The sequence below is a fragment of the Leifsonia psychrotolerans genome (assembly GCF_013410665.1).
Lineage (GTDB): Bacteria > Actinomycetota > Actinomycetes > Actinomycetales > Microbacteriaceae > Cryobacterium > Cryobacterium psychrotolerans_A.
Window position 1 is genome coordinate 2,646,314 of the sequence record NZ_JACCFM010000001.1, and the last position, 26,713, is coordinate 2,673,026.

Consider the following 26,713-nt stretch of genomic DNA (forward strand, 5'->3'; position numbering starts at 1 on the left):
CTATCCTTCTAAAGTGACGGGTTTAGAACTGCTCGGCCTCGGTCGAACCGACGAGGGCGAGGGTGGCGCTGGTGGGATTCAGCGCGGTGGCGACCCGATCGAAGTAGCCTGTGCCGACCTCCCGCTGGTGGCGGGTTGCGGTGTAGCCGGCGCTCTCTGAAGCGAACTCGGCCTCCTGCAGATCGACATAAGCACTCATCGCTCGCTCGGCGTAGTCGGCCGCGAGCGTGAACATCGAGTGGTTGAGCGCATGAAAACCAGCCAGCGTGATGAACTGGAACGTATAGCCGCAGGCAGCAAGTTCCCGTTGGAAAGCGGCGATCTGCTCGTCGGTGAGGTGGGATTTCCAGTTGAACGACGGCGAGCAGTTGTAGGCCAGCTTCTTGCCAGGGAAGTCCTGGTGGATGCGTGCGGCGAAGCGCTGAGCGAGTTCGAGGTCGGGCTCGGCACTTTCGACCCAGAGCAGGTCGGCGTACGGCGCGTAGGCCAGACCACGGGAGATGACCGTGTCAATGCCGTTGGTGACCTCATAGAACCCCTCCGCGGTGCGCGTTCCCGTGAGGAACGGTTCGTCGCGCGGGTCGATGTCGCTGGTGAGCAGGGTCGCGGCGAGCGCGTCGGTGCGCGCGATGATGAGCGAGGGTACGCCCGCGACATCCGCGGCCAGTCGTGCGGCATTCAGCGTGCGCACGTGCTGGCTCGTGGGAACGAGTACTTTACCGCCCATGTGGCCGCACTTCTTCTCGCTGGCGAGCTGGTCTTCCCAGTGCACTCCGGCTGCGCCGGCCTCGATCATCGAGTGCATGAGCTCATAGGCGTTGAGCGGGCCACCGAATCCGGCTTCGGCGTCGGCGACGATGGGTGCCATCCAGTCGCGGGGTTCCGCCGGCTCCGTGGATGCCGCGGCCTCCGAACCGCCCGGCGAGCCCACACCGCTGGTCGAGCCCACACCGCTGGTCGAGCCCACACCGCTGGTCGAGCCCACACCGCTGGTCGAGCTTGTCGAGACCCCCGAAGCGGCCTCCGCAGCCTCGATCTGGTCGGCGCGCAGCAGAGCGTTGTTGATGCGGCGCACGACGGCCGGCACCGAGTTGGCGGGGTAGAGCGACTGGTCTGGGTAGGTCTGACCGGACAGGTTCGCGTCTGCGGCAACCTGCCAGCCCGAGAGGTAGATGGCTTTGAGCCCGGCGCGCACTTGCTGCACGGCCTGGTTGCCGGTGAGAGCGCCGAGCGCCGCGACCCATTCCGGTTTCTCGGGGGTTCCGTTCTGGTTGACGAGCTCCCACAGCTTTTCGGCGCCACGGCGGGCCAGTGTGCGATCTTCCCGCACGGTGCCGCGCAGGGCGATGACATCATCGGCGGTGTAATCGCGACGGATGCCGTCCCAGCGCGGGTCGGCGGCCCACTCGAGGGCGAGCTCTGCTGCGGTCTGGGTCTGGTCGCCGGGGCGGGGAGCGTTTGTGCGGGTCATGGTGGCCTCCGTGGGGCATCGCGGTCTGTGCGGGTGGTTGCATCAACTCTGCGATCCCCGCACCGCCCGCGACCCAACTTTCCGAGCAGAAATTCCCCGCTTCTTCCGTGCTGCGAAACTCTCGTGCCCCTGCCGGTCGTGCCTCGGGCACATATAGCCCGTGAGGTCGCGCAACTGACCCTCCAGTTGCCTCCGGAAGGGTCATCTGCGCGACCTCACCTGCCGCGACGGGGTGTGAGGCACCGGATGCAGTGAGACTCACCGGGTCGGCGGGTTCAGATCAACGGGATGAACGGCGGGATAGAAGGCGAGTGTGTCTCGGATCAGTTCGAGCAGCGCCTGTCGGTCGGCCAGCTCAGTGCCAGCGATCTCGATTACCTGCCATCCGGCGGATGCCATCCGGGCCTTTCGCGTGAGGTCTTTGCGCCAACGGCCCGGTTCGGTGCGGTGATAGTCACCCTGATATTCGAAGGCAACACGGTGGGCAGGAAAGCTGAGGTCACCCCACGCAATAATCTCGCCGCGAATGTTCCTCACCGGATAGTTTGCGTGAAAGCCCCGGATTCCAGCGCACACAACCGTCACCCGAATGACGGATTCTGGCGGCGAGTCGGCGCGCTCGTCAAGCAACTCGAGGGCCTCGCGGAGGAGCGCCCGACCGCGTCGGGCTGGGTGGGCGTCAATCGCGGCGGCCAGATTTGCCCGGCTTGCCAACGGGTTCTTGTAATGAATGATGCGGTCGCCGGCGGCCACGAGGTCTTCCAGATCGAGCACGGCAGCGAGATCGCACCAGGTGCGGGGTACCGATGTCACTCGCAGTCCGCTGCAGGTGCCGACGTCTCGCGGATCAATCTGCAACTTATGGCCAATCACCCCACTGGCGCGGCTGGCGCACTCCGGCGAAGGCATCCCGACATGCAGCGCGGGCCTGGCCGCGAGTTCGATCGGCACAGGAATTCCAAGGATCAACGCGGCGGTCGTGCCGCAGAAGAATGCGGCCTCCGGAAGTCGAACATGCAAGGACCGAGCATCTCGGATGCGTTCGGCAACGAGGGCGCGGGTACCGTCGCCGGTGTAGGTCGCGGTGTACACAATGGCCGACGTCCTCTTCGACCGGGGAACACGAACTCCGTGGAACGGCCGCTCAAGGTCACGTCCGCGAAGCCGACTTCTGCTGATTCCTTGCGCAGTCGCGGCGCTCGTTGTAAACGGTCCCGACGCGAGGCTTGGTGGTAAAGGGTGTCGAGGTTCCATCCGAACAGCCTGCGAGGGGAGCCCGCCCCGTGCGGAAGGGGGCGGCCAGATCGTGCAGAGACTCGGCATCCGTCTCGCTGTGGAGGAGCCAACAGTGTGGCCCGCAGCAGCCTCCCGACGCCGGGGCAGCCCCCGCCTCTGCCTGGTGAGGGAGCGCAAATGACCCTTCCGGAGCCGACCGAAGGGTCATCTGCGCGACCTCACGGAAATAGTGGTGGCGGCATGAGACAGGCAGCGGGAGAGGCAGCGGGAGAGGCAGCGAAGCAGGCCGCGAAGCAGGCACACGACGACGACGAAATCAGCATCAAAAGAGTCAGTTCCTGCGCATTCCGTTGCTTTCTGATCGTCTACACGATTGAATACGAGGCACGAGGTACGGCTTCACTGTGGAGGTACGCACGACGTGATTGTTCCCCTGGCCCCTGAGCTCACTCCGTCCCGACCCGCCTCGGCGTCCGGACCAGACGGAGAGCCGGTCGGCACCGTCGTACTCGAGAAGGTGAGCAAACTCTTCGGCGCCCAAACCGCCGTCGATGCCATCGACCTCCGCGTGGAGCCGGGCGAATTCCTCTCGTTGCTCGGCCCATCCGGCTGTGGAAAAACGACGACACTGCGCATGCTGGCCGGCTTCGAACACCCCGATGCCGGCAACATCCGCATCTCGGGGCGCAACGTGATCGGCATCCCGCCCTATAAACGCAACGTCAACACTGTTTTCCAGGCCTACGCCCTGTTTCCCCACCTCACTGTCGCCGACAATGTGGCGTATGGGCTCGTGCAGAAGCGCCTGCCGAAATCTGAGATCCGCGAACGCGTCATCTCGGCGCTCGACACCGTGCGGATGCTGCGCTTTGCGGACCGCAAACCAACCCAGCTCTCGGGCGGTCAGCAGCAACGCGTCGCCCTGGCCCGTGCGCTCATCAACCGTCCGGCGGTGCTGCTGCTCGACGAACCGCTCGGCGCTCTCGACCGGCAGCTGCGTGAGGAGATGCAGCTCGAACTGAAACTGCTGCAATCGCGGCTCGGAATCACCTTCATTTTTGTCACCCACGACCAGGGTGAGGCACTGTCAATGAGCGACCGGATTGCTATCCTGCGTGACGGTCGCATCGAACAACTCGCCGACGCAGACACCATCTACGGCTCACCGAGCACGGCCTACGTGGCCGGGTTCGTCGGCCAGCAGAACTTTCTGGCCGGGGTGCTCACGGGCGTGCCCGGAGTGCTCGACACCCCGGTCGGCCGCATCCGGGCAACGCACCCCGCGGGATCCGGCACCGAACTCTTGACCGGCCCCGTCGGCCAAGCCGCACAGGCGGCGATCCGACCCGAGTTTGTCTCGATCGAAGCGGATGCGCCGGCCCGAGATTCGTCCACCGACAACACGGTCGCCGGCACACTGCTCAGCGTCTCGCACCTCGGCGAAACCCTGCAATACGTCGTCGAGCTGCCGACCGGGCAGACACTGCTCACCCGCCGCCCACGGCATGGTGCGGCTCGGCTTGAGCTGGGCGAAGCGGTCTGGTGCAGCTGGCCGGCCGAATGCGTGCTGCTCTATCCGGACGCCGACTCCCCCTCCGACCTCGAGCCGATCTCACCCAACGTCACCGCCCTTGCCCCCACCCAGCCCGACACACAGTTCTAAGGAATCGCCATGTCTCGCGCAGACCAGACCGTTCGCATCCTCGCAAGCACATCAGCCTCCCGGATCATCGCCAGCGAGCTCTCCCGACGCCGCTTCCTCGGCTTCGCGGCCGCCGCAGCCGGCACCGGCCTGCTCGCCGCCTGCAGCAGCCCCGGCGCGGATCCTTCAGCGGTGGCCACCGGCGGGCCTCTCGAAGCGAAACTGTCGATCTACACCTGGGGCGACTACGACAACCCGACGGTACTCAGCGACTTCACGGCCGACAAAGGCCCGAAGATCGTGCTCGATTCGTTCGCCTCAAACGAAGAGATGATCTCGAAGCTCGTGGCGGCAAAGGGAACGAGCGGATACGACATTGTCGTTCCGACCGGCCCGTTCATTCCTCAGATGGTTGAGAACAAACTGCTCACGAAGCTCAACCTCGACCTCATCCCGAACCTCACGCACATGGACCCGGCCTTCCTCGGTCAGGCCTGGGATCCGGCCAACGACTACTCGATCTGCAAGGCGTGGGGCACGACCGGCTTTGTCTACGACAAAACCAAGATCACGCGCGAACTCACCAGCTGGGACGACTTCATCGACGCGGCCCAGAACGAGGCCAGCGGCAAGACGTCTGTGCTCGACGACCCGGCCGAGCTCACCGGGTTGTACTTCTGGACGCACGGCATCGATTGGAACACAACAGACCCGGAGCACCTCGACGCGGCCGAGAACTTCGTCGTCAACGACCTCGCCCCACACGTTGCGGCGTTCGACAGCTACCCCGGGGGTTCCGCCATCCCTCAGGCGACACACATGCTCATGCAGGCGTGGAATGGCGACGCCCGTATCGGCATTCTGGAGAGCCCGGATCCCGACCGCTGGGTCTGGCGGCTTGGTACCCCAGCGACCGAGCTCTGGATGGACAACTGGGCAATCGCCGCCGGCGCCCCCAATCCCGAGGCCGCCCACGCGTTCATCAACTACGTGCTTGAGCCCGAGGTACAGGTGCGTCAGCTTGACTACATCGGTTATCACACCGGCGCCTCGAACATCGAAGACCTCGCCGCAGAGAATGACCTCCCCATGCTCGACCTGGTCTTCTTCGGCCCCGAGCAGATCGCAACGATGAGCACGGGCGAAGTGACCGAGGCTCAAGAGCGTATCGTCGAAATCTGGAACAAGGCACGGGCTGCGGCCGGCGCCTAACGCCGGGCAGGTTGATTCGTGACGACGCTGATCCGCGAGCAGGAATCTGAGGCCGCGCCTCCTGCACACGACTCCCGGCCGCCCCGACGCCCATTCCGGATGCCCGGGGCCACGTTAGCCCTGCCGGCCTGGGCCTGGCTGCTACTCTTCTTCGTCGCGCCCGTCGGCATGGTGATCTGGTTCAGCTTCGGCTACAAGCCGGGCATCTTCGGAACTCATGCCAACGACATCCTGAGCCTTGACCGCTATGCCGAAGCACTCTCCCCGACGTTCTTCGCCACGTTTCTCAACACCTTCTGGGTGGGCGTGACCGGAACCACTCTGTGCCTGCTCATCTCGTTCCCAGTCGCCTATTGGATGGCGGTCAAGGCGCCGGTCAGCCGGCGCGGCCTGTTGCTGGCCGCGATCATGGTGCCGTTCTGGACGAACTTTCTGGTGCGCACGATCGGCTGGCAGGTGATCCTCGCTCCGGAGGGCTGGCTCTCGACGCTGCTGCAGTCGGTCGGGCTGCTCGACGGCGCTCTCGAGATTCTCTACACCCGTCAAGCCGTGCTGATCGGTGTCGTCTACAACTACCTGCCGCTCATGATTCTGCCGCTGTTCGTGGCGTTCGACCGGGTCGGCCCGGGACTGCGTGAGGCGAGCAAAGACCTCGGCGCTGCCCGCTTCGCGACCTTCATGCAGGTCACGTTGCCGCTGGCCCGCCCCGGCATCATCGCCGGAGCCTTGCTCGTCTACATTCCGCTGATGGGCGACTACATCACCGCGACCGTGCTCGGCGGGGCCAAGGGCAATATGATCGGCCAACTCGTCGCCAGCCAATTCCAAACCGCACAGAACTGGGCGCTCGGCTCGGCCATGGCGGTCGTGTTGATCCTCGTGATCCTGGCGAGCGCCGCCGCCGTTGGCCTGCTGATCTGGCTGATCGCGCTTCCGTTCCGCCGCCGCCGACACCTGCACATTGGGAGTGACGCATGACGACTCAGAATCTGCCGGACACACGGGCTGCTGCGACACCGACTACGGCAACAACGGTCATCGCCGCTCGCCCGCAACGCACCCTGCTCGACCGGTCGATGGCGGTGTGGAGCGCCCTCGTCTTCCTCTTTCTGTTCGCTCCAATTCTTGTGATCATCGTCTACTCGTTCAACACCGGTCGGCTGCTCGTGGCGTGGGACGGCTTCGGCTTCGATGCCTTCCAGACCATGTTGAGTAAGCCCGCCATCCGCGATGCCGTCTGGGTGTCCATCCGCACGGGCTTGATCTCGGCGATCTTCGCGACGTTCATCGGCACCCTTGCCGGCGTTGCTATGGCCAGGCGCCCCGGTAAATGGGTCGCCTGGTTCGCGTTTCTACTCATTCTGGTGACGGTGACGCCCGAGATCGTCGACGCCGTCGCGTTGCTGCCGTGGCTGGTCTTTCTCGGGCAGGATGCCGGCCTCGCCGTTTTCAATGATGGGATCGTGCGCCTGGTCATCGGGCATTCACTGTTCTCGATCGCAGTCGTGTCGTACATCGTGCGCTCTCGGCTCGTCGGCCTCGACGAGAATCTGGAGGAGGCATCCGCCGATCTCTACGCCCCTCCGCTGCCGACGTTCCGCAAAGTGACGTTGCCGCTGGTGATGCCCGCCGTGCTTGCCGGCGGGCTGCTCGCGTTCACGCTCAGCCTCGACAACACCGTGGTGTCGGCCTTCATCCAGGTCTCGGGCTCGACGCCCTGGCCGGTCTATGTGCTGAGTGCAGTGCGAAGCGGTCTGCGCCCCGAGATCGCCGCGGTCTCGACGGTCATGCTGCTGCTCACGCTCGGAGCACTGGCACTCGTCGCGTGGGTGCTGAAGCGTTCAGGCGACTCGGCCACGCAGATCGCCAAGACCATGGGCGGCGGCTGATTGATCCGGCCCAGCCCAGTCGTCACCGATCACCCGCATTCGTTCAGCAAGGAGCTCGACCACACGCCGTCTTCGTGCCCGAGCAGCGCATCGATCTGGCCAGTTCCCCCACCGCGTATACGGCCGGCTCGGCCTGGGTCAACCACCGTGACGAGACCGGCACAATCGAGGTGGGCCAGCTCGCGGACTTTGCTGTGCTCGATCGCAACCCGTTCGACGGCCCGGCCGAGCTGATCGGAACCACCCGGGTCGAGCCACCCCGCTGGTCGAGCACACCCCGCTGGTCGAGCGCACCCCGCTGGTCGAGCACACCCCGCTGGTCGAGCCTGTCGAGACCCAGCACCCCGTCTCGAGACCCAGTCACGAGATCTCGACACGCTCGATCAACGCACAGGACCGACTCGACACGCTCGATCAACGCACAGACGCGCAGAATAAGCACGATTCTTCTGTTTGTGTCGCGCGTGGTGTCGTGTGACGATGGGGGCATGATCACCGCGGATCTCTCCCCACGCAGCACCGCACTCGACCGAGCCGGCGAACCTGACCCCGGCGATGAGGGGGTCGACACGCTCACGCTGGGGCGGCGCATCCGTGAGCTGCGCACAGGCGCGAAGATGACCCTCGACGACCTCGCGTCGGCGGTCGACCGGGCACCCTCCCAAGTGTCGATGATCGAGAACGGCAATCGGGAGCCGAGCCTGTCGATGCTGCGGACCATCGCGCTGGCGCTCGGCACAAGCGTGGACGAACTGCTGCGCACCGAGGCGCCATCCGAGCGTGCCGCGTTGGAGATCGCCGTCGAAAAGGCGCAGCGCGGGCCCGTCTTCGCGGCGCTGGGGCTGGCGCGCATCCGTGTGGGCAAGAGCCAGAACGACGCCATTTTGCAGACCCTCCTCACCCTGCACAACGAGATCGAGCGGCTGCATCGCGAGCGCGCTGCAACGCCCGAGGAGGCACGACGCGCGAACGCCGAGCTGCGGGCCACCATGCGGGCACGAGACAACTACTTTCCCGAGCTGGAAACCGTGGCCGTCGAACTACTGCACGCCGTCGGCCACACGGATGGGCCGGTCTCGCAGCAAATGGTCTCAGACATGGCCTCCCATCTCGGCTTCTCGCTGCACTACGTCAGCGACCTGCCCAAATCGACTCGGTCAGTGACCGACAAACACAACGGGCGTATCTATCTGCCCACCGAGCAATCGGCCTCGCGCGATTCCCGTTCGCCCATTCTGCAAGCATTCGCCAGCCACCTGTGCGGCCACGCGGAGCCCAGAAATTATGCGGATTTTCTGCGTCAACGCGTCGAGACCAACTATCTGACCGCCGCCATCCTGCTGCCGGAGAAGGGCACGGTGAAGCTGCTCGCCGAAGCGAAGAACCTGCGCCGCATCTCGATGGAGGATCTGCGCGACGCCTTCGCCGTCTCGTATGAGACGGCGGCCCATCGGTTTACGAATCTAGCCACGGCCCGCCTCGACATCCCGGTGCACTTCATGAAGGTGCATGAGTCGGGCACCATCATCAAGGCCTACGAGAATGATTCAGTGAGGTTCCCGAGCGACGCGCTGGGCGCAGTGGAGGGCACGACTGTCTGCCGCAGTTGGACGGCACGCACGGTGTTCGATGTGACCGACAGATTCAGTCCCTGGTACCAATACACCGACACGCCCAGCGGCACGTTCTGGTGCACGTCCCGCATCGAAAAGGCCAAGGAGGGCGACTATTCGGTGAGTGTGGGGGTGCCCTTCGCCCACGTGAAGTGGTTTCGCGGCCGGGAAACGACGCACCGCGCGGTGTCGCGCTGCCCCGACGAGTCGTGCTGCCGCGCCCCCTCCGCGCTGGCCGAACGCTGGGCCGAGCAATCCTGGCCGGCCGCGCGCACCCCCACCAGCCTGCTCGCGGCGCTGCCCACCGGCACGTTTCCCGGCGTAGATCAAACCGAGGTCTACCAATTTCTTGAGGCGCACGCGCCCGCCGGGGTCGAACTGTCAGGAGCCGTCGAGGCGTGACGCAGCCGAGGCTCAGCATCCGTTCAGCGCAAACTCAGAGATCTCAACGGTTTTCGTCGTCCATCAGTGCTGTCGCTAACGATTTCGTACGAAATGCGTGCATTGCTCGGTTCTTCCCGACGCTTTGTGTCGGCGACGCACCCCGTCTCTTGACAGAATGAATGGATGCCCCGCGCGGGTCACCGCTAACCGTTTCGATGCTGAGACAGAAAGACTGAGACTTCCATCGTGGAAAGCACTGTTTTCGAAAGAGTCCGACCGAAGGCGTCCGTGGTCAGCCATGCCTTGCAGGGCACCAAACTCGGAGCATTCTGGCTCGACGACATCGCGCCGGCTCAGGGGTACCCCACGCTCACGGCTGATCTCGAAGCCGACCTCGTCGTTGTCGGCGGCGGTTACTGCGGCCTGTGGACGGCGATTCTTGCCAAGCAGCGCAACCCCGGTTCCCGGGTGGTATTGCTCGAGGCGAAGACCATCGGCTGGGCAGCGTCCGGCCGCAACGGCGGTTTCTGTGAGGCCAGCCTCACCCACGGTGACGAGAACGGCAAGAGCCGCTGGCCGAAGGAATTCGACCGCATGAACGAGATGGGCCTCGAGAACCTCGATGCCATCGAGCAGACGGTCGCCGATCTCGGCCTCGACATCGACTTCGAGCGCAACGGTTCGCTCGACCTCGCCGTCGAAGAGCACCAGGTCGAGTGGTTGCGCGAAGGCGCCGCCGAAGCGACGGCTGCGGGCGACACCACGGTCGAGTTCCTCGACACCGAGGCCACTCGGGCCCAGGTCAACTCCCCCACGTACCTGGCCGCGATGTGGAACAAGCGCACCTCGGCACTCGTGCACCCCGCCAAGCTCGCCGCCGAATTGGCCCGCGCGGCCACCGAGCTCGGCGTTGAGATCTTCGAGCACTCGCCCGTGGTCGAGCTCGACACCGCCAATCTCACGGTTGCGCAGGGCACGGCCGTGCGCACCGCCACCCACCGCGTGCTCGCCACGAAGACCGCACTGGCGACCAACGTCTTCCCATCGCTGCTCAAACGCAACAAGCTGCAGACCGTGCCCGTTTACGACTACGCGCTGATGACGAATCCGCTGAGTGCTGAGCAAATGGATGCCATCGGCTGGCAGAACCGCCAGGGCCTGGGCGACATGGCGAACCAGTTCCACTACTACCGCTTGAGCCACGACAACCGCATTCTCTTCGGCGGCTATGACGCGATCTACCACTACGGCGCTCGCGTACGTGAGGAGTATGAAAACCGCACTGAGACCTACGAGACACTGGCGGGCCACTTCTTCACCACGTTCCCTCAGCTCGAAGGTCTTCAGTTCAGCCACCGCTGGGCCGGCCCGATCGACTCCTCCACCCGCTTCTGTGCCTTCTTCGGACTGGCCCGCGGCGACCGGATCGCCTACGCCACCGGATTCACCGGACTCGGCGTTGCCGCCACCCGTTTCGCGGCCGAGGTCATGCTTGACAAGCTCGAGGGTCTGAAAACCGAGCGCACGCAGCTGCAGATGGTGCGCGAGCGCCCCCTGCCGTTCCCGCCCGAGCCCATCGCTTTCATGGGCGTTCAGGCCACCCGCTGGTCAATGGACCGCGCCGACCACAACCGTGGCCGCCGCAACCTCATCCTGAAGACGCTCGATGCCCTCGGCCTCGGCTTCGATTCCTAACCACGACCGGGCGACGCCCCCTCGCGCCACTTAACATCTCTGCAAGGAGTGATACACCTGTGACCAATCTTTCCCCCGCCGAAGCCGGATCAGTGCAACTGACCTCAGTTGTCAAAAGCTACGGCGACGCCGTGGCCGTGAACGGCATCTCACTCGATGTGCTCTCCGGTGAGTTCATTTCGTTGCTCGGCCCGTCGGGCTGCGGCAAGACCACCCTGCTGCGCATGATTGCCGGCTTCGAGCACCCCGACAGTGGAGACATCGTCGTCGCCGGTCGTTCAATGCTCGACGTCCCGCCCCACAAACGCCCGGTGAACACCGTTTTTCAGTCGTATGCGCTCTTCCCGCACATGACCGTCGCCGAGAATGTGGCCTACGGGCTGCGCCAGAAGCGCGTTCCCAAAGCCGAGATCGCAGTGCGCGTCAAAGAGTCGCTCGAACTCACCCAGATGCTCACGTTCGCCGACCGCACCCCGCAGAAGCTGTCGGGTGGTCAGCAGCAGCGCGTCGCTCTGTCACGTGCTCTCGTCAACCGCCCGAAGGTGCTCCTGCTCGATGAGCCGATGTCGGCCCTCGACCGCAAACTGCGCGAAGAGATGCAGATCGAGTTGAAGCTACTGCAGCGTCAGCTCGGCATCACCTTCATCTTCGTCACGCATGATCAGCAGGAGGCGCTCTCCATGAGCGACCGCATCGTCGTCATGCAGGGCGGCGTTATTCAGCAGCTCGGCAGCACCGAAGAGGTCTACTCCGCACCGGCCAATGCCTTCGTCGCCGGCTTTATCGGCAAGCAGAACTTCATCGAGGCCACCATCGCCGGGCCCGGCATGCTCACCAGCGCGGATGGCGTGCTCGCCACCGACCGCGTCGAGGCTGCCGCTCGCATTGGCTCGCCGGTTCACGCGGCCATCCGTGCCGAGTCGATTCAGGTCAACGCGGCGGAGCCACTCGGCCGCACTGCAGTTCGTGGAACCTTGGTGGGCATCTCGTTCCTCGGTGATGTCATGCAGTATGTCGTCATGACCGCGAGCGGCCTCGAGCTCATTGCGCGCATGCACCCGACCCAGACCGAACCGCTGCAGACGGGTGACACCGTGTGGTGCTCCTGGGAGGCATCCGATCTGCTCGTCTTCGACGCCCCCGCCGCCGAGCCCGCGTTGGTGCACTGAGATGGCGACGACGCCCGATTTTCGGGCTCTGATCCCTACCGGCAGCACGGCGCGCATCACCCGTCGCGCCCTGCTCTCCGGCTTTGTCGTACTGGGCGCGGCTGGCGCATTGAGCGCCTGCAGCCCGAATAAGACTTTTGCCGCCTCCGCGAAACTCGACGGAGTGATGGAGAACAAGCTCAACATCTACAGCTGGGGTGACTACGACGATCCGGGCAACATTACGACGTTCATGAAGAACGGCACGACAGTGCAGTTCGACAGCTACGGCTCGAACGAGGAGCTCATCGCGAAGCTCGGTGCCACGCGCGGCACCAGCGGCTACGACATCATCGTGCCCACCGGCTCGTACATTCCGATGATGAGCCAGAACGGACTGCTCGAAGAGCTCCAGTTGGATCAGCTGAAGAACTTCGAGAACATCGAACCGCTCTACCGCAATCAGAGCTGGGACCCGGGCAACAAATACTCCGTGTGCAAGAACTGGGGCACCACCGGGTACGCCTACGACGCTCGCGTGATCACCACCCCGATGGAATCCTGGGCCGACTTCCTCGAGGCCGCCACCGGCGTCGCCAGCAAGAAGACCGCACTGCTCGAAGACTCGTGGGAGGTGTGCAGCATCTACTTCGGCGCCCACGGCATCGACCTGAATACGACGAACAAGGCTGACCTCGACGCCTGCGAAGAGTACATGGTGAAGACCCTCGCCACGCACATCAAGGCCTTCAACTCCACAGCGGTCACCTCGGGGATTCCCGAAGAGACGTTTGTGCTGATGCAGGCGTTCAACGGTGACGTTCGTCTCGGGATGCAGGAGAGCGACAGCCCCGAATCCTGGAAATTCGTCTACCCCACGCCGACCGCCAACATCTGGATGGACACCTGGGCGATCGCCAAAGGGGCGCAAAACCTGGATGCCGCGTACGCCTTCATCGATTACATGCTCGAACCCGAGGTTTCGTTCCGGGAGGTCGACTACATGGGTTACAACACCGGCGTCGTCGGAATGGCCGATTTGGCGGCAGCAAACGACTTCGAGCTGCCCGAACTCGTCTTTCCGCCCGACGAGGTCGTGGCGCGTCTGACCGCATCCGAGATCAACTCCGGCACGGAGCGCATCGTGAAGATCCTGAACCGCATGATGGCGCAGGCTGCCTCATGAGCCGCCGCAACCAGGTTTCGCTCGCCACGCGCCCGATCGGCACCGACCCGATGGGCCCGCGCCCGGCGACCACGAAGAAGCGACGTCGTTTCGGGGGTGCGTCGTTCTTGGGCTTCCCCACCTGGGCGTTCGTCGCGTTCTTCTTCGTCGTGCCGCTCGCTCTCATCCTCTGGTACAGCTTTGGCTACAAGCCCGACCTGTTCACGGCGCACTCCAACGATGTGCTCTCGTTCGATCGGTATGCCGAGGCGCTCGACGCAACGTTCTTCGGCACATTTTGGAACACGCTCCAGATTGGACTGGTCGGCACCGCTCTCTGCCTGCTGATCTCGATTCCGTTCGCCTACTGGATGGCCATCCGGCTCAACCCGAAGTGGCGCCCGCTGGCGCTCGCCCTGGTGTTGGTGCCGTTTTGGACCAACTTCCTGGTGCGCACCCTCGGCTGGCAGATCGTGCTCTCCCCGCGCGGCTTTCTCTCGGACACGCTGCAGAACCTGGGCTTGATCGACGGCCGTCTCGACGTGCTGTACACCCAGGGCGCGGTGCAGCTGGGTGTGGTCTACAACTACTTGCCGCTGATGATTCTGCCGTTGTTCGTCGCGATCAATGCCTCCGGACCGGCCCTCCGGGAGGCCAGCAAGGACCTCGGCGCGAACCGCTGGCGCACGCTCATGCAGATCACCTTGCCGCTGGCCATGCCAGGAATCATCTCGGGCTCGCTGCTCGTGTTCATCCCGCTGATGGGTGACTACATCACCGCATCCGTATTGGGTGGCGCACAGGGCAACATGATCGGCCAGCTTGTGGCCGGCCAGTTCAACACCGCTCAGAACTGGGCGCTGGGCTCAGCCATGGCCGTGCTGCTGATGCTTTTCATCGCGGCCGCGGTCGCCGTTGTCGCCGTCATCGGCTTGATCGTGCGCGGGGCTATTCGCGCGAATCGCAAGGTTGATCTTTCGGGAGGTGCAGCATGAGTGCAGTGCAAGAAGTAAACACGGTGCGCAGCGCAGACTCTGTGCCGACCGCACCCGCGCATCCGGCGGCACCCAAGCGCCGCCGTCGGGACGCCTCCCGGGTGATGCTCACGATCTGGGGCGTGCTGGTTTTTGCGTTCCTGTTCCTGCCGATCATCGTGATGGTCGTCTACTCGTTCAACTCGGGGCGCCTGTTGGCCTCGTGGGACGGTTTCGGTTTTGACGCCTATCAGTCGGCGCTGAACAACCCCATCATCCGTGGCTCGGTCGTCACCTCGATCCTCGCCGCTCTCGGTGCCGCGGTTGTCTCGACCATTCTCGGCACCCTCGGCGGCATCGCCCTGGCCCGCTCACACGTGAGCTCGCTCACGGTGATTCTGGCCACCGGGTTGCTCTCGCTCACCCTGTTCACGCCCGAGATCGTCGACGCCGTCGCGATGCTGCCCTGGTTTGTGAGCCTGGGCACGGATGCCGGCATCGGCTTCTTCAACATCGGTATGGTGCGTCTGGTGATCGCCCACGCGGTACTGTCGGTGGCCGTGGTCACGTTCATTGTTCGGGCACGGATGCAGGGCCTCGATGCCTCCCTCGAAGAGGCAGCCGCCGACTTGTACGCCACGCCGTACCGTCGGTTCACGCAGATCACGCTGCCGGTCGCGGCTCCCGCGATCATGGCCGGTGCTCTGATGTCGTTCACGCTCAGCCTCGACAACACGATCGTGTCCAGCTTCGTGCAGGTGCCCGGGTCGACTCCGTTCCCGGTCTACATCTTCAGCGCACTGCGGGTGGGCCTGCGCCCGGAGATTGCGGCCGTGTCGACCGTCATGCTCGTGCTCACGCTTGTGGCGCTCGGCGTCGTGGCCCTCGTGCTGCGCCGCGGCGACTCCTCCGCCGAGGACATCGCGAAGACAATCGCCGGTTAGCCCCTGCTCTGCAGCTCGGTCGTGTCGGCGCGGTTCATTCGCTCGATCGGCCGGGCTGCAGGGTCTCCCCTCTTCCCTCTCGTGACGTTCTCCGCGCTCACCCTCTCTGAAACGGATGCCTCATGCTCGACCTCGCTCTCAAAACTGCTGCCGCCTCAATCGAGCTGGAACTCGAGCCGGTCCCCGCCTCGCAGCGGCTGTCGGGCGAACCCCGCACGGGCACCGTGGCGCTCGGTGACTTCGCTGGCAGCGAGATCGGCGTCTGGGAGATGACCCCCGGGGCGATGAGTGACGTGGAGGCCGACGAGGTCTTCGTGGTGCTCTCGGGCGCGGGTACGGTCGAATTCGAGGAGACTGGCGAGACAATGCTGCTCGGTGCCGGTGATGTCGTGCTGCTGCGCGAGGGCCAGCGTACGATCTGGACGGTCACGCAGACCCTCCGCAAGGTCTACATCGCCTAACCGCTGTCGGTGATCGAGCAACAACCCGTTGATCGAGCTCCACCCCGCTGATCGAGCAACAAACCGCTGATCGAGCGTGTCGAGATCCCGCGAGCCAACCCCCACACCCGCGCACCAGGGTCTCGACACGCTCGACCGACGGCACGGCGATCGAGCAACAAACCGCTGATCGAGCTCCACCCCGCTGATCGAGCTCGTCGAGATCCCGCGAGCCAACCCCGACACCCGCGCGCCAGGATCTCGACACCCCAACACCAGGGTCTCGACACGCTCGACCGACGGCACGGCGATCGAGCAACAAACCGCTGATCGAGCTCCACCCCGCTGATCGAGCTCGTCGAGATCCCGCGAGCTAACCCCCACACCCGCGCGCCAGGGTCTCGACACGCTCGACCGACGGCACGGCTATCGAACTCGACCAACGGCGCGCCGATCACGCTCGACCAGCGGGGTGATCAGCGGAGGGTGCCCCGCGCCAACAATGCCGTGTGCAGTGCACTGACCGTTTCGCCATCGTCGAGGTCGACGTCGAGCAGGTCCTCGATCAGAGCAATGCGCTGATAGAACACCGAGCGCGACAGGTGACTGGCGCTGGCTGCCTTCGTGCGGTTGCCCGGATGCGCCGCGAACGCCGCCAACACCGGCAGCAGACCGCCGCCGTTCTCCAGGTCATGCTCGATCAGCGGGCGCAACATCTGCTCGCTGTGCGCCTGCAACCGCGGGTCGCTGCCGAGCGCCGTGACCAGCCGCAGCAGCGGTCGGTTCTCGACCCGGTGCAGGCTCACTCCACGCCGGGGCGCCGACGCGCTGCGTCGTAACAACTCGGACGCTTCTTCGAGCGAGGCCAACAGCGATGCCGCATCATGCGCCTCGCCGCCGATTCCGACCGCGATGTCCGGAGCGGCCGGACCGAGGGCCTGCTGGACATCCCGGGCGAAAGCCGTCGCCGCGGCATCCGTGAATCGGGCGTCGGCCGGCAGCGACAACGCCACCATGAGCTGGGCGGGGCGACCGCCCGGATGCGCCGCGGCAATCGCGTCGGCCCCGAGAGCGGCGGCCGCGGTGAGCGCCGCGGCCACTGCGGCGGCCGTCGGCGGCACGGCCACAACCACGCCAAGCAGCAGCCGATCACGCACGCGCAGCCCGGCCGCCTCAAGCCGCACCGAAACCCCCAGCTCGGTGACATAGCGGCCGCCGAGCAGGCCGGCGAGAAGCTGTTCGTGGCCCTGACGGGTCCACTCGTCGGCGTCACGATCGGCCAACCGGCCGAGGGCCAGCGCCACGGCGGCCTGCTGCATCACCGAAGACCGTCCGGCCGGATGCAGCGGTCCGGGCAACGCTACGAGATACCCCCAGCGGATGCCGCGCGCCTCGACCGGAACGATGTCCCAGCCGGACGCGGGCTCATCCGGCTCCGCCGCGCCCCCGACCGAATCCCGCCGGGCGGCTCGCGAGCGCTGCTCCCAGTCGGCCAGAATCGTATCCCCCACTGTGAGGCTCTCGACCGCGACCACCTGGTGGTTGAGGTTCTCAAGCACGACCGGGGCATTCAGCACCCGGGCCAGCTGCGCCACGATGTAGTCGGCGGGGCTGCCGCGCAGGCTGAGTCCCACGAACAAATCGTGCAGTTCGGCCCGGGCCCGCAGAGCCTCGGTCTGCCCCGAGATGATGCGACTATGCACCGCCTCGGTCACAGCAACGAATTTGACCACCTTGTGCAGCACGACGAGCGGAAAGTTCAACCGAAGGCAGGCCTCAAGAATCGCGGGCGGCACCTGCTCCAGCCCGGGCACCAGCTCCAGCACCAGACCGGCAACTCCGGCGCCCACGAGCTCCTCGATGTAGACCGTCAGTGCCGCCGCATCCGCCAAAAACCCCACCCCGGTAGCGAGCAGAAGTTCGCCGCCGTCGAGCAGCGTTGCCACCCCAAGACTGTCGCTCACGTGCACCCAGCGCACGGGCGTTCCGAGGGAATCGTGCCCGGCCAGCAGCTCCGGCAGGGCCGCGGCGAGCACGGGCATCCGCAGCACGTCGCCCACCGTCGGCAGTGCGGCCCAGGGGGCAACCACCGCCTCCGGACGTTCTGTCTGATCGCCGCCAAAAACGGGACGGTCTGGCATCGAATTCTCCCTGCCTCGTCTGCAAGCATTGCTATCTAAGGATACGCGCCCAATCAGGCAGAGTGTCCGATTCAGTACATTTCCCCTAACCTAAGGAGACTCCATGGCACTCGTGCGCCACTTCATCAACGGCCAGGATGCCGGCGAGCCCACCCGCACCGGCATCATCTACAACCCGGCCACCGGAGCCGCCCAGCACGACCTCATCCTCGGTTCGGTCGCCGATGTCGAGCAGGCCATCGCCGCAGCCAAGGCTGCTCTGCCGGCCTGGCGCCGTACAAGCCTGGTCAAGCGCAGTGACGTCTTCTTCCGCCTGCGCCACCTGCTCAAGGAGCGCACCCCCGAACTCGCCGCCATCGTCACGAGCGAGCACGGCAAGGTGCTCTCGGATGCCGCCGGCGAAATCTCGCGCGGCCTCGAAAACGTCGAATTCGCGTCCGGCCTCACCCACCTGCTCAAGGGTGAGCACTCCGAGCAGGTCTCAACCGGTGTCGACGTGCACTCGGTCAAGCAGCCCGTCGGCGTCGTCGGCTGCATCACCCCGTTCAACTTCCCCGTCATGGTGCCGCTGTGGATGATCGCCTCGGCGATCGCCTGCGGCAACACCGTTGTGCTGAAGCCCAGCGAGAAGGACCCGTCCGCGGCGATCTTCCTGGCCAAGCTGTTCCAGGAGGCCGGCCTGCCCGACGGCGTGCTCAACGTCGTTCATGGTGACAAGGTCGCCGTCGACACCATCATCGACTCGCCCGATGTCGCGGCCGTCAGCTTCGTCGGATCCACCCCGATCGCCAAGGCGATCTACAAGCGCGCAGCCGAAAACGGCAAGCGCGTGCAGGCTCTCGGTGGCGCTAAGAACCACATGGTCGTCATGCCGGATGCCGACATCCCGGGCGCCGCCGACGCCGCAATCAGCGCAGCCTACGGTTCGGCCGGCGAGCGTTGCATGGCCGTCAGCGTTCTCGTGGCCGTTGGCGATGTCGCCGACGAGCTCGTCGAGGCCGTGCGTTCACGCATGGGCGGCCTCGTCATTGGCGATGGAACCGACTCCGCGAGCGAGATGGGCCCGCTGATCACCCGCGAGCACCGCGACAAGGTCGCCTCCTACGTGACCGGCGCCGCGGCTGAAGGCGGAACGGTCGTCGTCGACGGCACCCTGCAGACCTTCGACAATGACGGATTCTTCGTGGGCGTCAGCCTGATCGACAACGTCACCACCGACATGAAGGTCTACACCGACGAGATCTTCGGACCGGTTCTGGCCGTCGTGCGCGTCGAGAACTACGACGAGGCCGTCGCCCTGATCAACTCGAACCAGTTCGGCAACGGCGTCGCCATCTTCACCCGCGACGGTGCGACCGCGCGCCAGTTTGAGTTCGACATCGAGGTCGGCATGGTCGGCGTCAACGTGCCGATCCCCGTTCCGGCCGGCGTCTACTCGTTCGGTGGCTGGAAGGACTCGCTCTTCGGCGACGCCCACATCTACGGCCCCGACAGTGTCAAGTTCTACACCCGCAACAAGGTCATCACGAGCCGCTGGCCCAAGCCCAGCGAATCGCAGATCAACCTCGGCTTCCCGAGCAACCACTAAGGGGCTGTCGATGACCATCGAAATGACGCACGAGAGTGCCCCCGGCCGCACGAAAGCAGTGCAGCCGTCCGAGCAGAGCGAAGCCGAGGTGCGCGCGAACGACCGTGCCCACGTCTTCCACTCCTGGAGCTCGCAGGCGCAGATCAACCCGATGCCCGTCGCATCCGGTGCCGGCGCCACCTTCTGGGATTACGAGGGCAACGCCTACCTCGATTTCAGCTCACAGCTGGTGAACCTGAACCTCGGCCACCAGCACCCCGACCTGGTTGCGTCCATCCAGGAGCAGGCTGGCCGTCAGGCCACCATTCAGCCGGCTATGGCCAGCGACGTGCGCGGCGAACTCGCCCGCCGTATCAGTGAGGTCGCTCCCGGCAGCCTCAATAAGGTTCTCTTCACCAACGGTGGAGCGGATGCCAATGAGTACGCCGTGCGTCTGGCTCGCCGGGTCACTGGCAAGCGCAAGGTGCTCTCGATGTACCGCAGCTACCACGGCTCGACCGCCACGGCGATCTCGCTGACCGGCGACCCGCGTCGCTGGTCGAACGAGCCGGGCGATGGTTCGGTCGCGCACTTCTTCGGCCCCTACCTCTATCGGTCCGCGTTCCACGCCACGACCGAGGCCGAAGAGAGCGCCCGCGCCCTCGAGCACCTCGAGCAGGTCATCGTGCTCGAAGGCGCCTCGACCATCGGCGCGATCATCCTCGAGACCATCGTCGGCACCAACGGCGTGCTCGTGCCGCCGGCCGGCTACCTGCCGGGCGTGCGCGCCCTGTGCGACAAGTACGGCATCATGTACATCGCCGACGAGGTCATGGTGGGCTTCGGTCGCATCGGCGAGTGGTTCGCGGTCAACGCGTTCGACGTCACCCCCGATCTGATCACCTTCGCGAAGGGCGTCAACTCGGGTTATGTGCCGCTCGGCGGCGTGGTGATTTCGGATGAGATCGCTTCGTTCTTCGACAATGTGCCCTTCCCCGGCGGTCTCACTTACTCGGGCCACCCGCTGGCCTGCGCCCCCGGAGTCGCGACGTTCGACGTGTTCGAACGTGACGGCATCCTGGAGCGTGTGAAGGATCTGGGCGAGCGTGTCGTCGCCCCGACCGTGCAGGCGTGGCTTGCGAGCCACCCGTCGGTCGGCGACGTCCGTGGCACCGGACTGTTCTGGGCGATCGAACTCGTGCTCGACAAGGCCACGGGCGAACCTCTGGTTCCGTTCAACGCAGCCGGCGCGGATGCTGCGCCGATGAACGCTGTCGCCGCGGCGTGCAAGGCGGCCGGCCTCTGGCCGTTCGTGCACTTCAACCGTCTGCACATCGCTCCCCCGCTGATCATCTCCGAAGAGGACCTGGTGCGCGGTCTCGCCATCATCGACGAGGCACTCACGGTGGCGGACGGCTACGTCGTCTAACGGTCACCACGCACAACGCCGGGGACGGGAGCCACACACTCCTCGTTCCCGGCGTTTTTCGTTGCTCGCGCCCCCGTCGGTCGAACGGCCCCGCGGGTCGAGCCACCCCGCCGGTCGAGCCACCCCGCCGGTCGAACCACCCCCGTTGGTCGAGCCACCCCCGTTGGTCGAGCTTGTCGAGACCCCGCGAGCCAACCCCCACACCCAACCACCCGATCTCGACACGCTCGATCAACGGATCCCCCGCCGGCCGACCCGCCCCCGCCGGCCGAGCCACCCCCGCCGGTCGAGCCACCCCCGCCGCCGGTCGAGCCACCCCCGCTGGTCGAGCTTGTCGAGACCCCGCGAGCCAACCCCCACACCCAACCACCCGATCGCGACACGCTCGATCAACGGATCCTTTCCCGGTCGGCCCCACCCCCGCCGGTCGACCCACCCCGCTGGTCAAGCCACCCCCGCTGGTCGAGCTTGTCGAGACCCCGCGAGCCAACCCCCACACCCAACCGCCCGATCTTGACCCGCTCGATCAACGGATCCTTCGAGCCGCCCGCGCGGGTCGAACTGCTCCCGCCCCACGCTGTACGCACTGTCGAATTCGACACATGATTCAGACGGTCCGTCCATTCCTTCGGTGGCATCGCTCGCCGTATGCTGGTTTCACGTGTGCGCCGTTGCCGTCCTGCCAATGCTCGTCGACGGCGCCCTGACAAGGAGACCTCATGAGCGATTACGCCGTCATCAACCCCGCGACCGGTGAAACGGTCAAGACCTACCCCCGCATCACCGACGAGCAGCTCGATGCGGCGATCGCATCCGCCGACGAAGCACACCGCGGTTGGTCGCGCGCCAGCACCGTCGAGCAGCGGGCCGCCCTCATCCGTCGTGTTGCCGAGCTGCACACCGAGCGCCGTCAGCAACTCGCCGAGATCATCGTGCGCGAGATGGGCAAGCCGCTCGAACAGGCACTTGGCGAGGTTGACTTCAGCGCTGACATCTACGCCTACTACGCCGACAACGCGGTCGATTTGATGAAGGACGAGCCGATCACGCTTCTCGCCGGCGAGGGGTCCGCACTCATCCGCCGCAGCTCGCTCGGCGTCTTGCTCGGCATCATGCCGTGGAACTTCCCCTACTATCAGGTTGCCCGCTTCGCCGGCCCCAACCTCATCGTGGGCAACACCATCCTGCTCAAGCACGCGTCGCAGTGCCCCGAGTCCGCCGCGGCCATTGAGCAGATCTTCCTTGACGCCGGTTTCCCGGAGGGCGCATACGTCAACATCTACGCCGACAACGAGCAGATCGCCGGCGTCATCGCCGACCCGCGCGTACACGGCATCTCGCTGACCGGTTCCGAGCGGGCCGGCGCAGCCGTCGCTGAGACCGCTGGTCGCCACCTCAAGAAGGTCGTGCTCGAGCTCGGCGGCTCCGATCCGTTCATTCTGCTCAGCACCGACGACCTGGATGCCACGGTCGAGGCCGCCGTCGCCGCCCGTCTCGACAACAACGGCCAGGCCTGCAATGCGGCCAAGCGATTCATCGTCGCCGACGACCTCTACGATTCGTTCCTCGAAAAGTTCAACGCCGCGATCGCTTCAGCCGTGCCGGGCGACCCGATGCACGCCGACACCGTGCTCGGCCCGCTCTCCTCGGCGGCCGCCGCCGACAACTTGCAGAACCAGCTCGACCGGGCCGTGGCCCAGGGCGCGACCATCGCGCTCGGCGGCGAGCGCAACGGCACGTACTTCCCATCAACCGTGCTCACCAACCTGACCCCCGACAACGACGCCTACCACGAGGAGTTCTTCGGCCCCGTGGCCTCCATCTTCCGTGCGACCTCGGAAGACGACGCCATCCGTCTCGCGAACGACACCCCGTTCGGCCTCGGTTCCTACGTCTTCACGACGGATGCCGAGCAGGCCATCCGGGTCGCCAACCAGATTGAGGCCGGCATGGTCTTCATCAACCTGGTCGGTGCCGACGGCGCCGAGCTGCCCTTCGGTGGCATCAAGCGCTCGGGTTCGGGCCGCGAACTTGGCCGCTTCGGTGCCGACGAGTTCGTCAACAAGAAGATGATCCGCATCGGCTAACCACCAAAGAACCACCCTTCGGGGGTTGAGGTGGCCCGCACGGCTGCCTCAACCCCCTCCTCGTTTGCACGCGGCCCAACCCGCGCGTCTGTGTGCGCCCTCGTCTCTCCCCTGTGCATGCTCCCCGCCTCGCCTGTTTCCTGGCGTCCCGCATCTTCTTCCGGCACGCCACCCGCCCTGCGTATGTCCCCGGATTCGGATAACCGTCGCTTCTGTGGCGTGTCGGCGCCCCGAACCTCGGCGTGTCGCATGAGTCTCCGAATCCGGGGACAGAAACGACACGCTAGACAGGGCGAGCCCGCCAACGCATGATCAAGGTGGAGGTCACCATGGAGATTCTGCAGGTCGCCCAGCACGCCGACGATCTTGACCGCGCGAGCGCGTTCTACGAAATGTTGCTCGGCGGTCCGCCCGCCGCCTGTAACACGACGGCCGGCGTGCTCTACTTCAACGTCGGCAGGTCACGACTGCTGCTTGACGCTGCAGCACCCTCGTGCACCTTCTCTTTTCTCGTCGACGACGTGCGTCAGAGCATCGAACGGATGCACACCCTCGGCGTCGAGGTCGTCGACGAACCGCACGTCGTCTTCACGCACACCGACGACACCCTCGGCCCCGCCGGCAACGACGAGTGGTTGGCCCTCATTCGCGACAGTGAGGGCAACACAGTAGGCCTGATCAGTCACGAGCCGAGGCACGACCCGTAGATCGCCGGCCGTTCTGTCCAGTGCGGTGCCGCGGACCGACTGCTCACGAGCCGCCCGCCTGAACATTTCAGCGACACTCACCGTGAGGTCGCGCAAATGACCCTTCCCCTGCTCCGGGAAGGGTCATGTGCGCGACCTCACTGGCGGGCGGCGGGTAGACGGCCGAGGCCCGCCGCGCCTCAGCCGGCGGGCAGGTCCCCGACCAGCTCCTTCAGAGCGGCGATCTGGGCGAGGCGACCAACGGCATCCTCAGCCAGCGGCACGACATTCAATGACGTCACCCCGGCCTCGGCGAATGCGGCGAGGCGCTCGGCCACGTAGCTCTTCGGACCAACCAGCGAGATCGCCCGCACGAGCTCGTCGGGCACGGCGGCCGCGGCTTCATCCTTGCGGCCGGCCAGATAGAGATCCTGAATCAGCTCCGCTTCGGCCTCATACCCGTACGAACGCACAAGATCGTTGTAGAAGTTTGTGCCGCGCGCCCCCATGCCGCCGATGTAAAGTGCCAGCTGCGGCTTGAGCTGCGGCAGCAGCGCCTCGGCCTTCTCCCCGATGCACAGCACCGGGCTCGCATGAATCTCAAGAGGCGGCATTGCCCCGTCACGTTTGGCCTGCCCGGCGGCGAGCGCTGCGCCCCAGACGCGGTCGGCCCGCTCGGGATGGAAGAAAATCGGCTGCCATGCCTCGGCGATCTCGGCCGCCTGCTCGACGCTCTTCGGCCCAAGCGCCGCAATCGAGATCGGGATGCGCGAGCGCACCGGCTGGTTGATCAGCTTGAGCGGCTTGCCGAGTCCTGTTCCTTGGTCGGCCGGCAGCGGGATCGTATAGTGCCGACCCGAATACTCGACCTTCTCGCGTTGCCAGACCAACCGACAGATCTCGACGATCTCTCGCGTGCGTGCCACGGGTGCGTCATACCTGACCCCGTGAAACCCTTCGACGACCTGCGGCCCTGAGGCTCCGATGCCGAGCAGAAAACGACCGTCAGAGACATAGTCAAGGCCGGCCGCAGTCATGGCGGTGAGCGTCGGCGTGCGCGTGAAGATTTGCAGGATGCCGGAGGCGAGCGTGATCGTCGACGTCTTCGCTGCGATGAACCCCAGTTGGCTGACGGCATCGAAGGAGTACGCCTCCGGCACTGAGATCAGGTCAAGACCGGCGCGCTCCAGCTCCGCGACCTCGGCCACAGCCTCGCGGAAACCGCTCGCATAATTGATCGCCATTCCGATGCGCATATCGCTCCTTCGCGTTCATCACAGTTGAGCTTGAGTCTACGCATCCGCTGCTATCGCTCAGCAATCTCTCAGCTGTATGGTTGGCACACACAATGAGGTGTCGACGGCCAGTTCGGCCCGGTGCACCTCCGGCTTGAACCGAAAGGTCATCATGTCAGCAGAGGTACCCGCACAGGATCGGCTCGGAGACAGCGAGCATCTGAAGGCTCTCGGCTACGAGGATTCCTTCAACCGCTCGATGTCACTCTGGGCCAACTTCGCCCTCGGTTTCACCTATCTCTCGCCCCTGGTCGGCGTCTATTCGCTGTTCGCCCTTGCCGTGTCGACGGGCGGCCCGCCGTCAATCTTCTGGATGCTCATCGTTGGCTCCGGCCAGATGCTCGTCGCCCTGGTCTTCGGCGAGGTCGTCTCGCAGTATCCGATCCATGGCGGCATCTACCCGTGGACGCGGCGCCTCTGGGGTAAGCGCTACGCCTGGCTGGCGGCCTGGGTGTATATCTGGGCGATGATCGTCACGATTACCGCCGTCGCCGAGTTCGGCAGCGGCTTCCTGGCCAGTCTTCTCGACATTCCCATCACGAAGGGCGCCACACTCGGCCTCTCCGCCCTGTTCCTGATCGTGGCGTTGGCTTTCAATTTCTCGGGCACGAGGACACTGGGCCGTGTCGCGCGCATCGGCCTCGCCGCCGAACTCATCGGCGTGATCGCCGTCGGCCTCTACCTGCTGATCTTCCAACGCCACCAGGGCTTCGATGTTTTCGTCAACACCCTCGGCGTGCAGGGTGACGGCTCATACTTCTTCGCATTCCTGGGCGCCGCACTCGCCGGCCTGTTCTTGTTCTACGGTTTCGAAGCCTGCGGGGATGTCGCGGAGGAAGTCACTGACCCGGCCCGCCGCATCCCGGTTGCCATGATCATGACAATCGCCGTCGGCGGTGTCTCGGCACTTCTCGCGTTCGGCGGTTATGTGTTGGCCGCACCCGACCTGCAGGCCATTGTCGACGGCAAGGATGCCGACCCGATTCCCGCCATTCTCGAGGCATCACTCGGCACTGTCGGCGCGAAGATCTTCTTGGTCGTCGCGCTCACGGCGTTCCTCTCCTGCGTGCTCAGCCTGCAGGCCGCCGCGAGCCGGCTCCTGTTCTCGTTTGCGCGCGACGGCATGATGCCGGGTCACCGCTGGCTGGCGAAGGTGTCTCCGCGCAGCAAGGTTCCCCGCAACGCCCTCATCGTGGCCTGCACCATCCCGCTGCTGCTCTGTTTCATCATCTTCGTCGGCCCCGACGAGTTGCTCACGCAGATCACGGCCTTCGCGGTGCTCGGCATCTACGTCGCCTTCCAATCTGTCGTGCTCGCCGCGCTGCGGCAACGCATCATGGGCTGGCGCCCGGCCGGCCCGTTCAGCCTCGGCCGATGGGGTTTCCTCGTCAACGCCGTCGCGCTGGCCTATGGAATCTTCGCGATGGTACTGCTGGCCTGGCCGGGCAGCAGCGGCGTCTTCGTGAACGACTGGATCGTGCTCATCGGCTTCGGCGTTGTGGCCGGCTCGGGTCTGCTTTACCTGTTCATTGCCCGCCCAGACCGCCGATCGGATGCCCCGGAGGGCGACGCCATCGCAGTCGCTGAGAAGTTGCGCACCCTCGCCCGCTAACGGCATCCGCCCACACGCCCACACGCAAAAAACGGCCCGTCCAGTGGACGGGCCGTTTTTGTGCTGACTAACGCACGGTGTTT

The 26,713-nt window shown here is 65.4% G+C and carries 20 protein-coding genes and 1 pseudogene; 17 read left to right on the forward strand and 4 right to left on the reverse strand.

The window, feature by feature from the left end; all coding sequences use genetic code 11:
* Window positions 1-22 precede the first annotated feature (22 nt).
* Together HNR05_RS12040 and HNR05_RS12045 are read right to left on the reverse strand one after the other, a co-directional pair.
* Entirely contained in the window at window positions 23-1,471 is a 1,449-nt protein-coding gene (locus tag HNR05_RS12040; RefSeq protein WP_179579267.1) for an isocitrate lyase, read from the reverse strand.
* Window positions 1,472-1,729: 258 nt separating this feature from the next.
* On the reverse strand, window positions 1,730-2,563 hold the full coding sequence (locus HNR05_RS12045) for a hypothetical protein (RefSeq protein ID WP_179579269.1): 834 nt from the start codon (window positions 2,561-2,563) through the stop codon (window positions 1,730-1,732).
* A gap of 565 nt (window positions 2,564-3,128) precedes the next feature.
* Between HNR05_RS12045 and HNR05_RS12050 the strand changes: the two genes are divergently transcribed.
* The 12 genes and pseudogenes from HNR05_RS12050 to HNR05_RS12100 all read left to right on the forward strand — a co-directional run bounded on the left by HNR05_RS12050 (window position 3,129) and on the right by HNR05_RS12100 (window position 15,834).
* Window positions 3,129-4,370 carry an ABC transporter ATP-binding protein gene (locus HNR05_RS12050; protein ID WP_343062574.1) on the forward strand — a complete coding sequence of 414 codons (1,242 nt, stop codon included), beginning with the start codon at window positions 3,129-3,131 and terminating at the stop codon, window positions 4,368-4,370.
* Between the two features lie 9 nt (window positions 4,371-4,379).
* Window positions 4,380-5,561: a polyamine ABC transporter substrate-binding protein gene (locus tag HNR05_RS12055; protein WP_179579271.1), complete on the forward strand. Its 1,182-nt coding sequence runs from the start codon at window positions 4,380-4,382 to the stop codon at window positions 5,559-5,561.
* A 99-nt stretch (window positions 5,562-5,660) separates the two neighbouring features.
* Window positions 5,661-6,539, forward strand: coding sequence for an ABC transporter permease (locus HNR05_RS12060; protein ID WP_179580919.1), 879 nt, complete (start codon window positions 5,661-5,663; stop codon window positions 6,537-6,539).
* Window positions 6,536-7,450, forward strand: coding sequence for an ABC transporter permease (locus HNR05_RS12065; protein WP_179579273.1), 915 nt, complete (start codon window positions 6,536-6,538; stop codon window positions 7,448-7,450). Before HNR05_RS12060 ends, HNR05_RS12065 begins: the two co-directional genes overlap by 4 nt.
* A gap of 74 nt (window positions 7,451-7,524) precedes the next feature.
* Window positions 7,525-7,677: pseudogene (locus HNR05_RS17985) on the forward strand (amidohydrolase family protein); the annotation flags it as partial.
* Between the two features lie 261 nt (window positions 7,678-7,938).
* Window positions 7,939-9,465: a helix-turn-helix domain-containing protein gene (locus HNR05_RS12070; RefSeq protein ID WP_425485105.1), complete on the forward strand. Its 1,527-nt coding sequence runs from the start codon at window positions 7,939-7,941 to the stop codon at window positions 9,463-9,465.
* A gap of 228 nt (window positions 9,466-9,693) precedes the next feature.
* Window positions 9,694-11,142: an FAD-dependent oxidoreductase gene (locus HNR05_RS12075; RefSeq protein ID WP_179579277.1), complete on the forward strand. Its 1,449-nt coding sequence runs from the start codon at window positions 9,694-9,696 to the stop codon at window positions 11,140-11,142.
* 59 nt (window positions 11,143-11,201) lie between these two features.
* Entirely contained in the window at window positions 11,202-12,311 is a 1,110-nt protein-coding gene (locus HNR05_RS12080; protein ID WP_343062576.1) for an ABC transporter ATP-binding protein, read from the forward strand.
* A gap of 1 nt (window position 12,312) precedes the next feature.
* Window positions 12,313-13,476, forward strand: coding sequence for a polyamine ABC transporter substrate-binding protein (locus HNR05_RS12085; protein ID WP_179579279.1), 1,164 nt, complete (start codon window positions 12,313-12,315; stop codon window positions 13,474-13,476).
* Window positions 13,473-14,450, forward strand: a complete 978-nt coding sequence (locus HNR05_RS12090) for an ABC transporter permease (RefSeq protein WP_343062578.1) — start codon at window positions 13,473-13,475, stop codon at window positions 14,448-14,450. The genes HNR05_RS12085 and HNR05_RS12090 overlap by 4 nt, the downstream gene beginning before the upstream one ends.
* Entirely contained in the window at window positions 14,447-15,373 is a 927-nt protein-coding gene (locus HNR05_RS12095) for an ABC transporter permease (RefSeq protein ID WP_218868885.1), read from the forward strand. The genes HNR05_RS12090 and HNR05_RS12095 overlap by 4 nt, the downstream gene beginning before the upstream one ends.
* A 122-nt stretch (window positions 15,374-15,495) precedes the next feature.
* Window positions 15,496-15,834, forward strand: coding sequence for a cupin domain-containing protein (locus HNR05_RS12100; RefSeq protein WP_179579281.1), 339 nt, complete (start codon window positions 15,496-15,498; stop codon window positions 15,832-15,834).
* Window positions 15,835-16,289: 455 nt separating this feature from the next.
* On the opposite strand, the gene HNR05_RS12105 is transcribed toward HNR05_RS12100, so the two are convergent.
* On the reverse strand, window positions 16,290-17,954 hold the full coding sequence (locus tag HNR05_RS12105) for a PucR family transcriptional regulator (protein ID WP_218868886.1): 1,665 nt from the start codon (window positions 17,952-17,954) through the stop codon (window positions 16,290-16,292).
* 103 nt (window positions 17,955-18,057) lie between these two features.
* Here HNR05_RS12105 and HNR05_RS12110 point away from each other — a divergent pair, with 103 nt between their 5' ends.
* The 4 genes from HNR05_RS12110 (at window position 18,058) to HNR05_RS12125 (ending at window position 23,744) form a co-directional block, all read left to right on the forward strand.
* A complete protein-coding gene (locus tag HNR05_RS12110) occupies window positions 18,058-19,542 on the forward strand; it encodes a CoA-acylating methylmalonate-semialdehyde dehydrogenase (RefSeq protein WP_179579283.1) in 1,485 nt (494 codons plus the stop codon).
* A 22-nt stretch (window positions 19,543-19,564) separates the two neighbouring features.
* On the forward strand, window positions 19,565-20,950 hold the full coding sequence (locus HNR05_RS12115; protein WP_218869158.1) for an aspartate aminotransferase family protein: 1,386 nt from the start codon (window positions 19,565-19,567) through the stop codon (window positions 20,948-20,950).
* 719 nt (window positions 20,951-21,669) lie between these two features.
* Window positions 21,670-23,037, forward strand: coding sequence for an NAD-dependent succinate-semialdehyde dehydrogenase (locus HNR05_RS12120; RefSeq protein WP_179579287.1), 1,368 nt, complete (start codon window positions 21,670-21,672; stop codon window positions 23,035-23,037).
* 308 nt (window positions 23,038-23,345) lie between these two features.
* Complete coding sequence (locus HNR05_RS12125; protein WP_246318400.1) at window positions 23,346-23,744, forward strand: VOC family protein; 399 nt, start codon at window positions 23,346-23,348, stop codon at window positions 23,742-23,744.
* Between the two features lie 179 nt (window positions 23,745-23,923).
* On the opposite strand, the gene HNR05_RS12130 is transcribed toward HNR05_RS12125, so the two are convergent.
* A complete protein-coding gene (locus HNR05_RS12130; protein WP_179579291.1) occupies window positions 23,924-24,979 on the reverse strand; it encodes an LLM class F420-dependent oxidoreductase in 1,056 nt (351 codons plus the stop codon).
* A 151-nt stretch (window positions 24,980-25,130) separates the two neighbouring features.
* Here HNR05_RS12130 and HNR05_RS12135 point away from each other — a divergent pair, with 151 nt between their 5' ends.
* Window positions 25,131-26,630 (forward strand): APC family permease, encoded by a 1,500-nt coding sequence (locus HNR05_RS12135; protein WP_179579293.1) that lies wholly within the window; start codon window positions 25,131-25,133, stop codon window positions 26,628-26,630.
* Window positions 26,631-26,713: the final 83 nt, after the last annotated feature.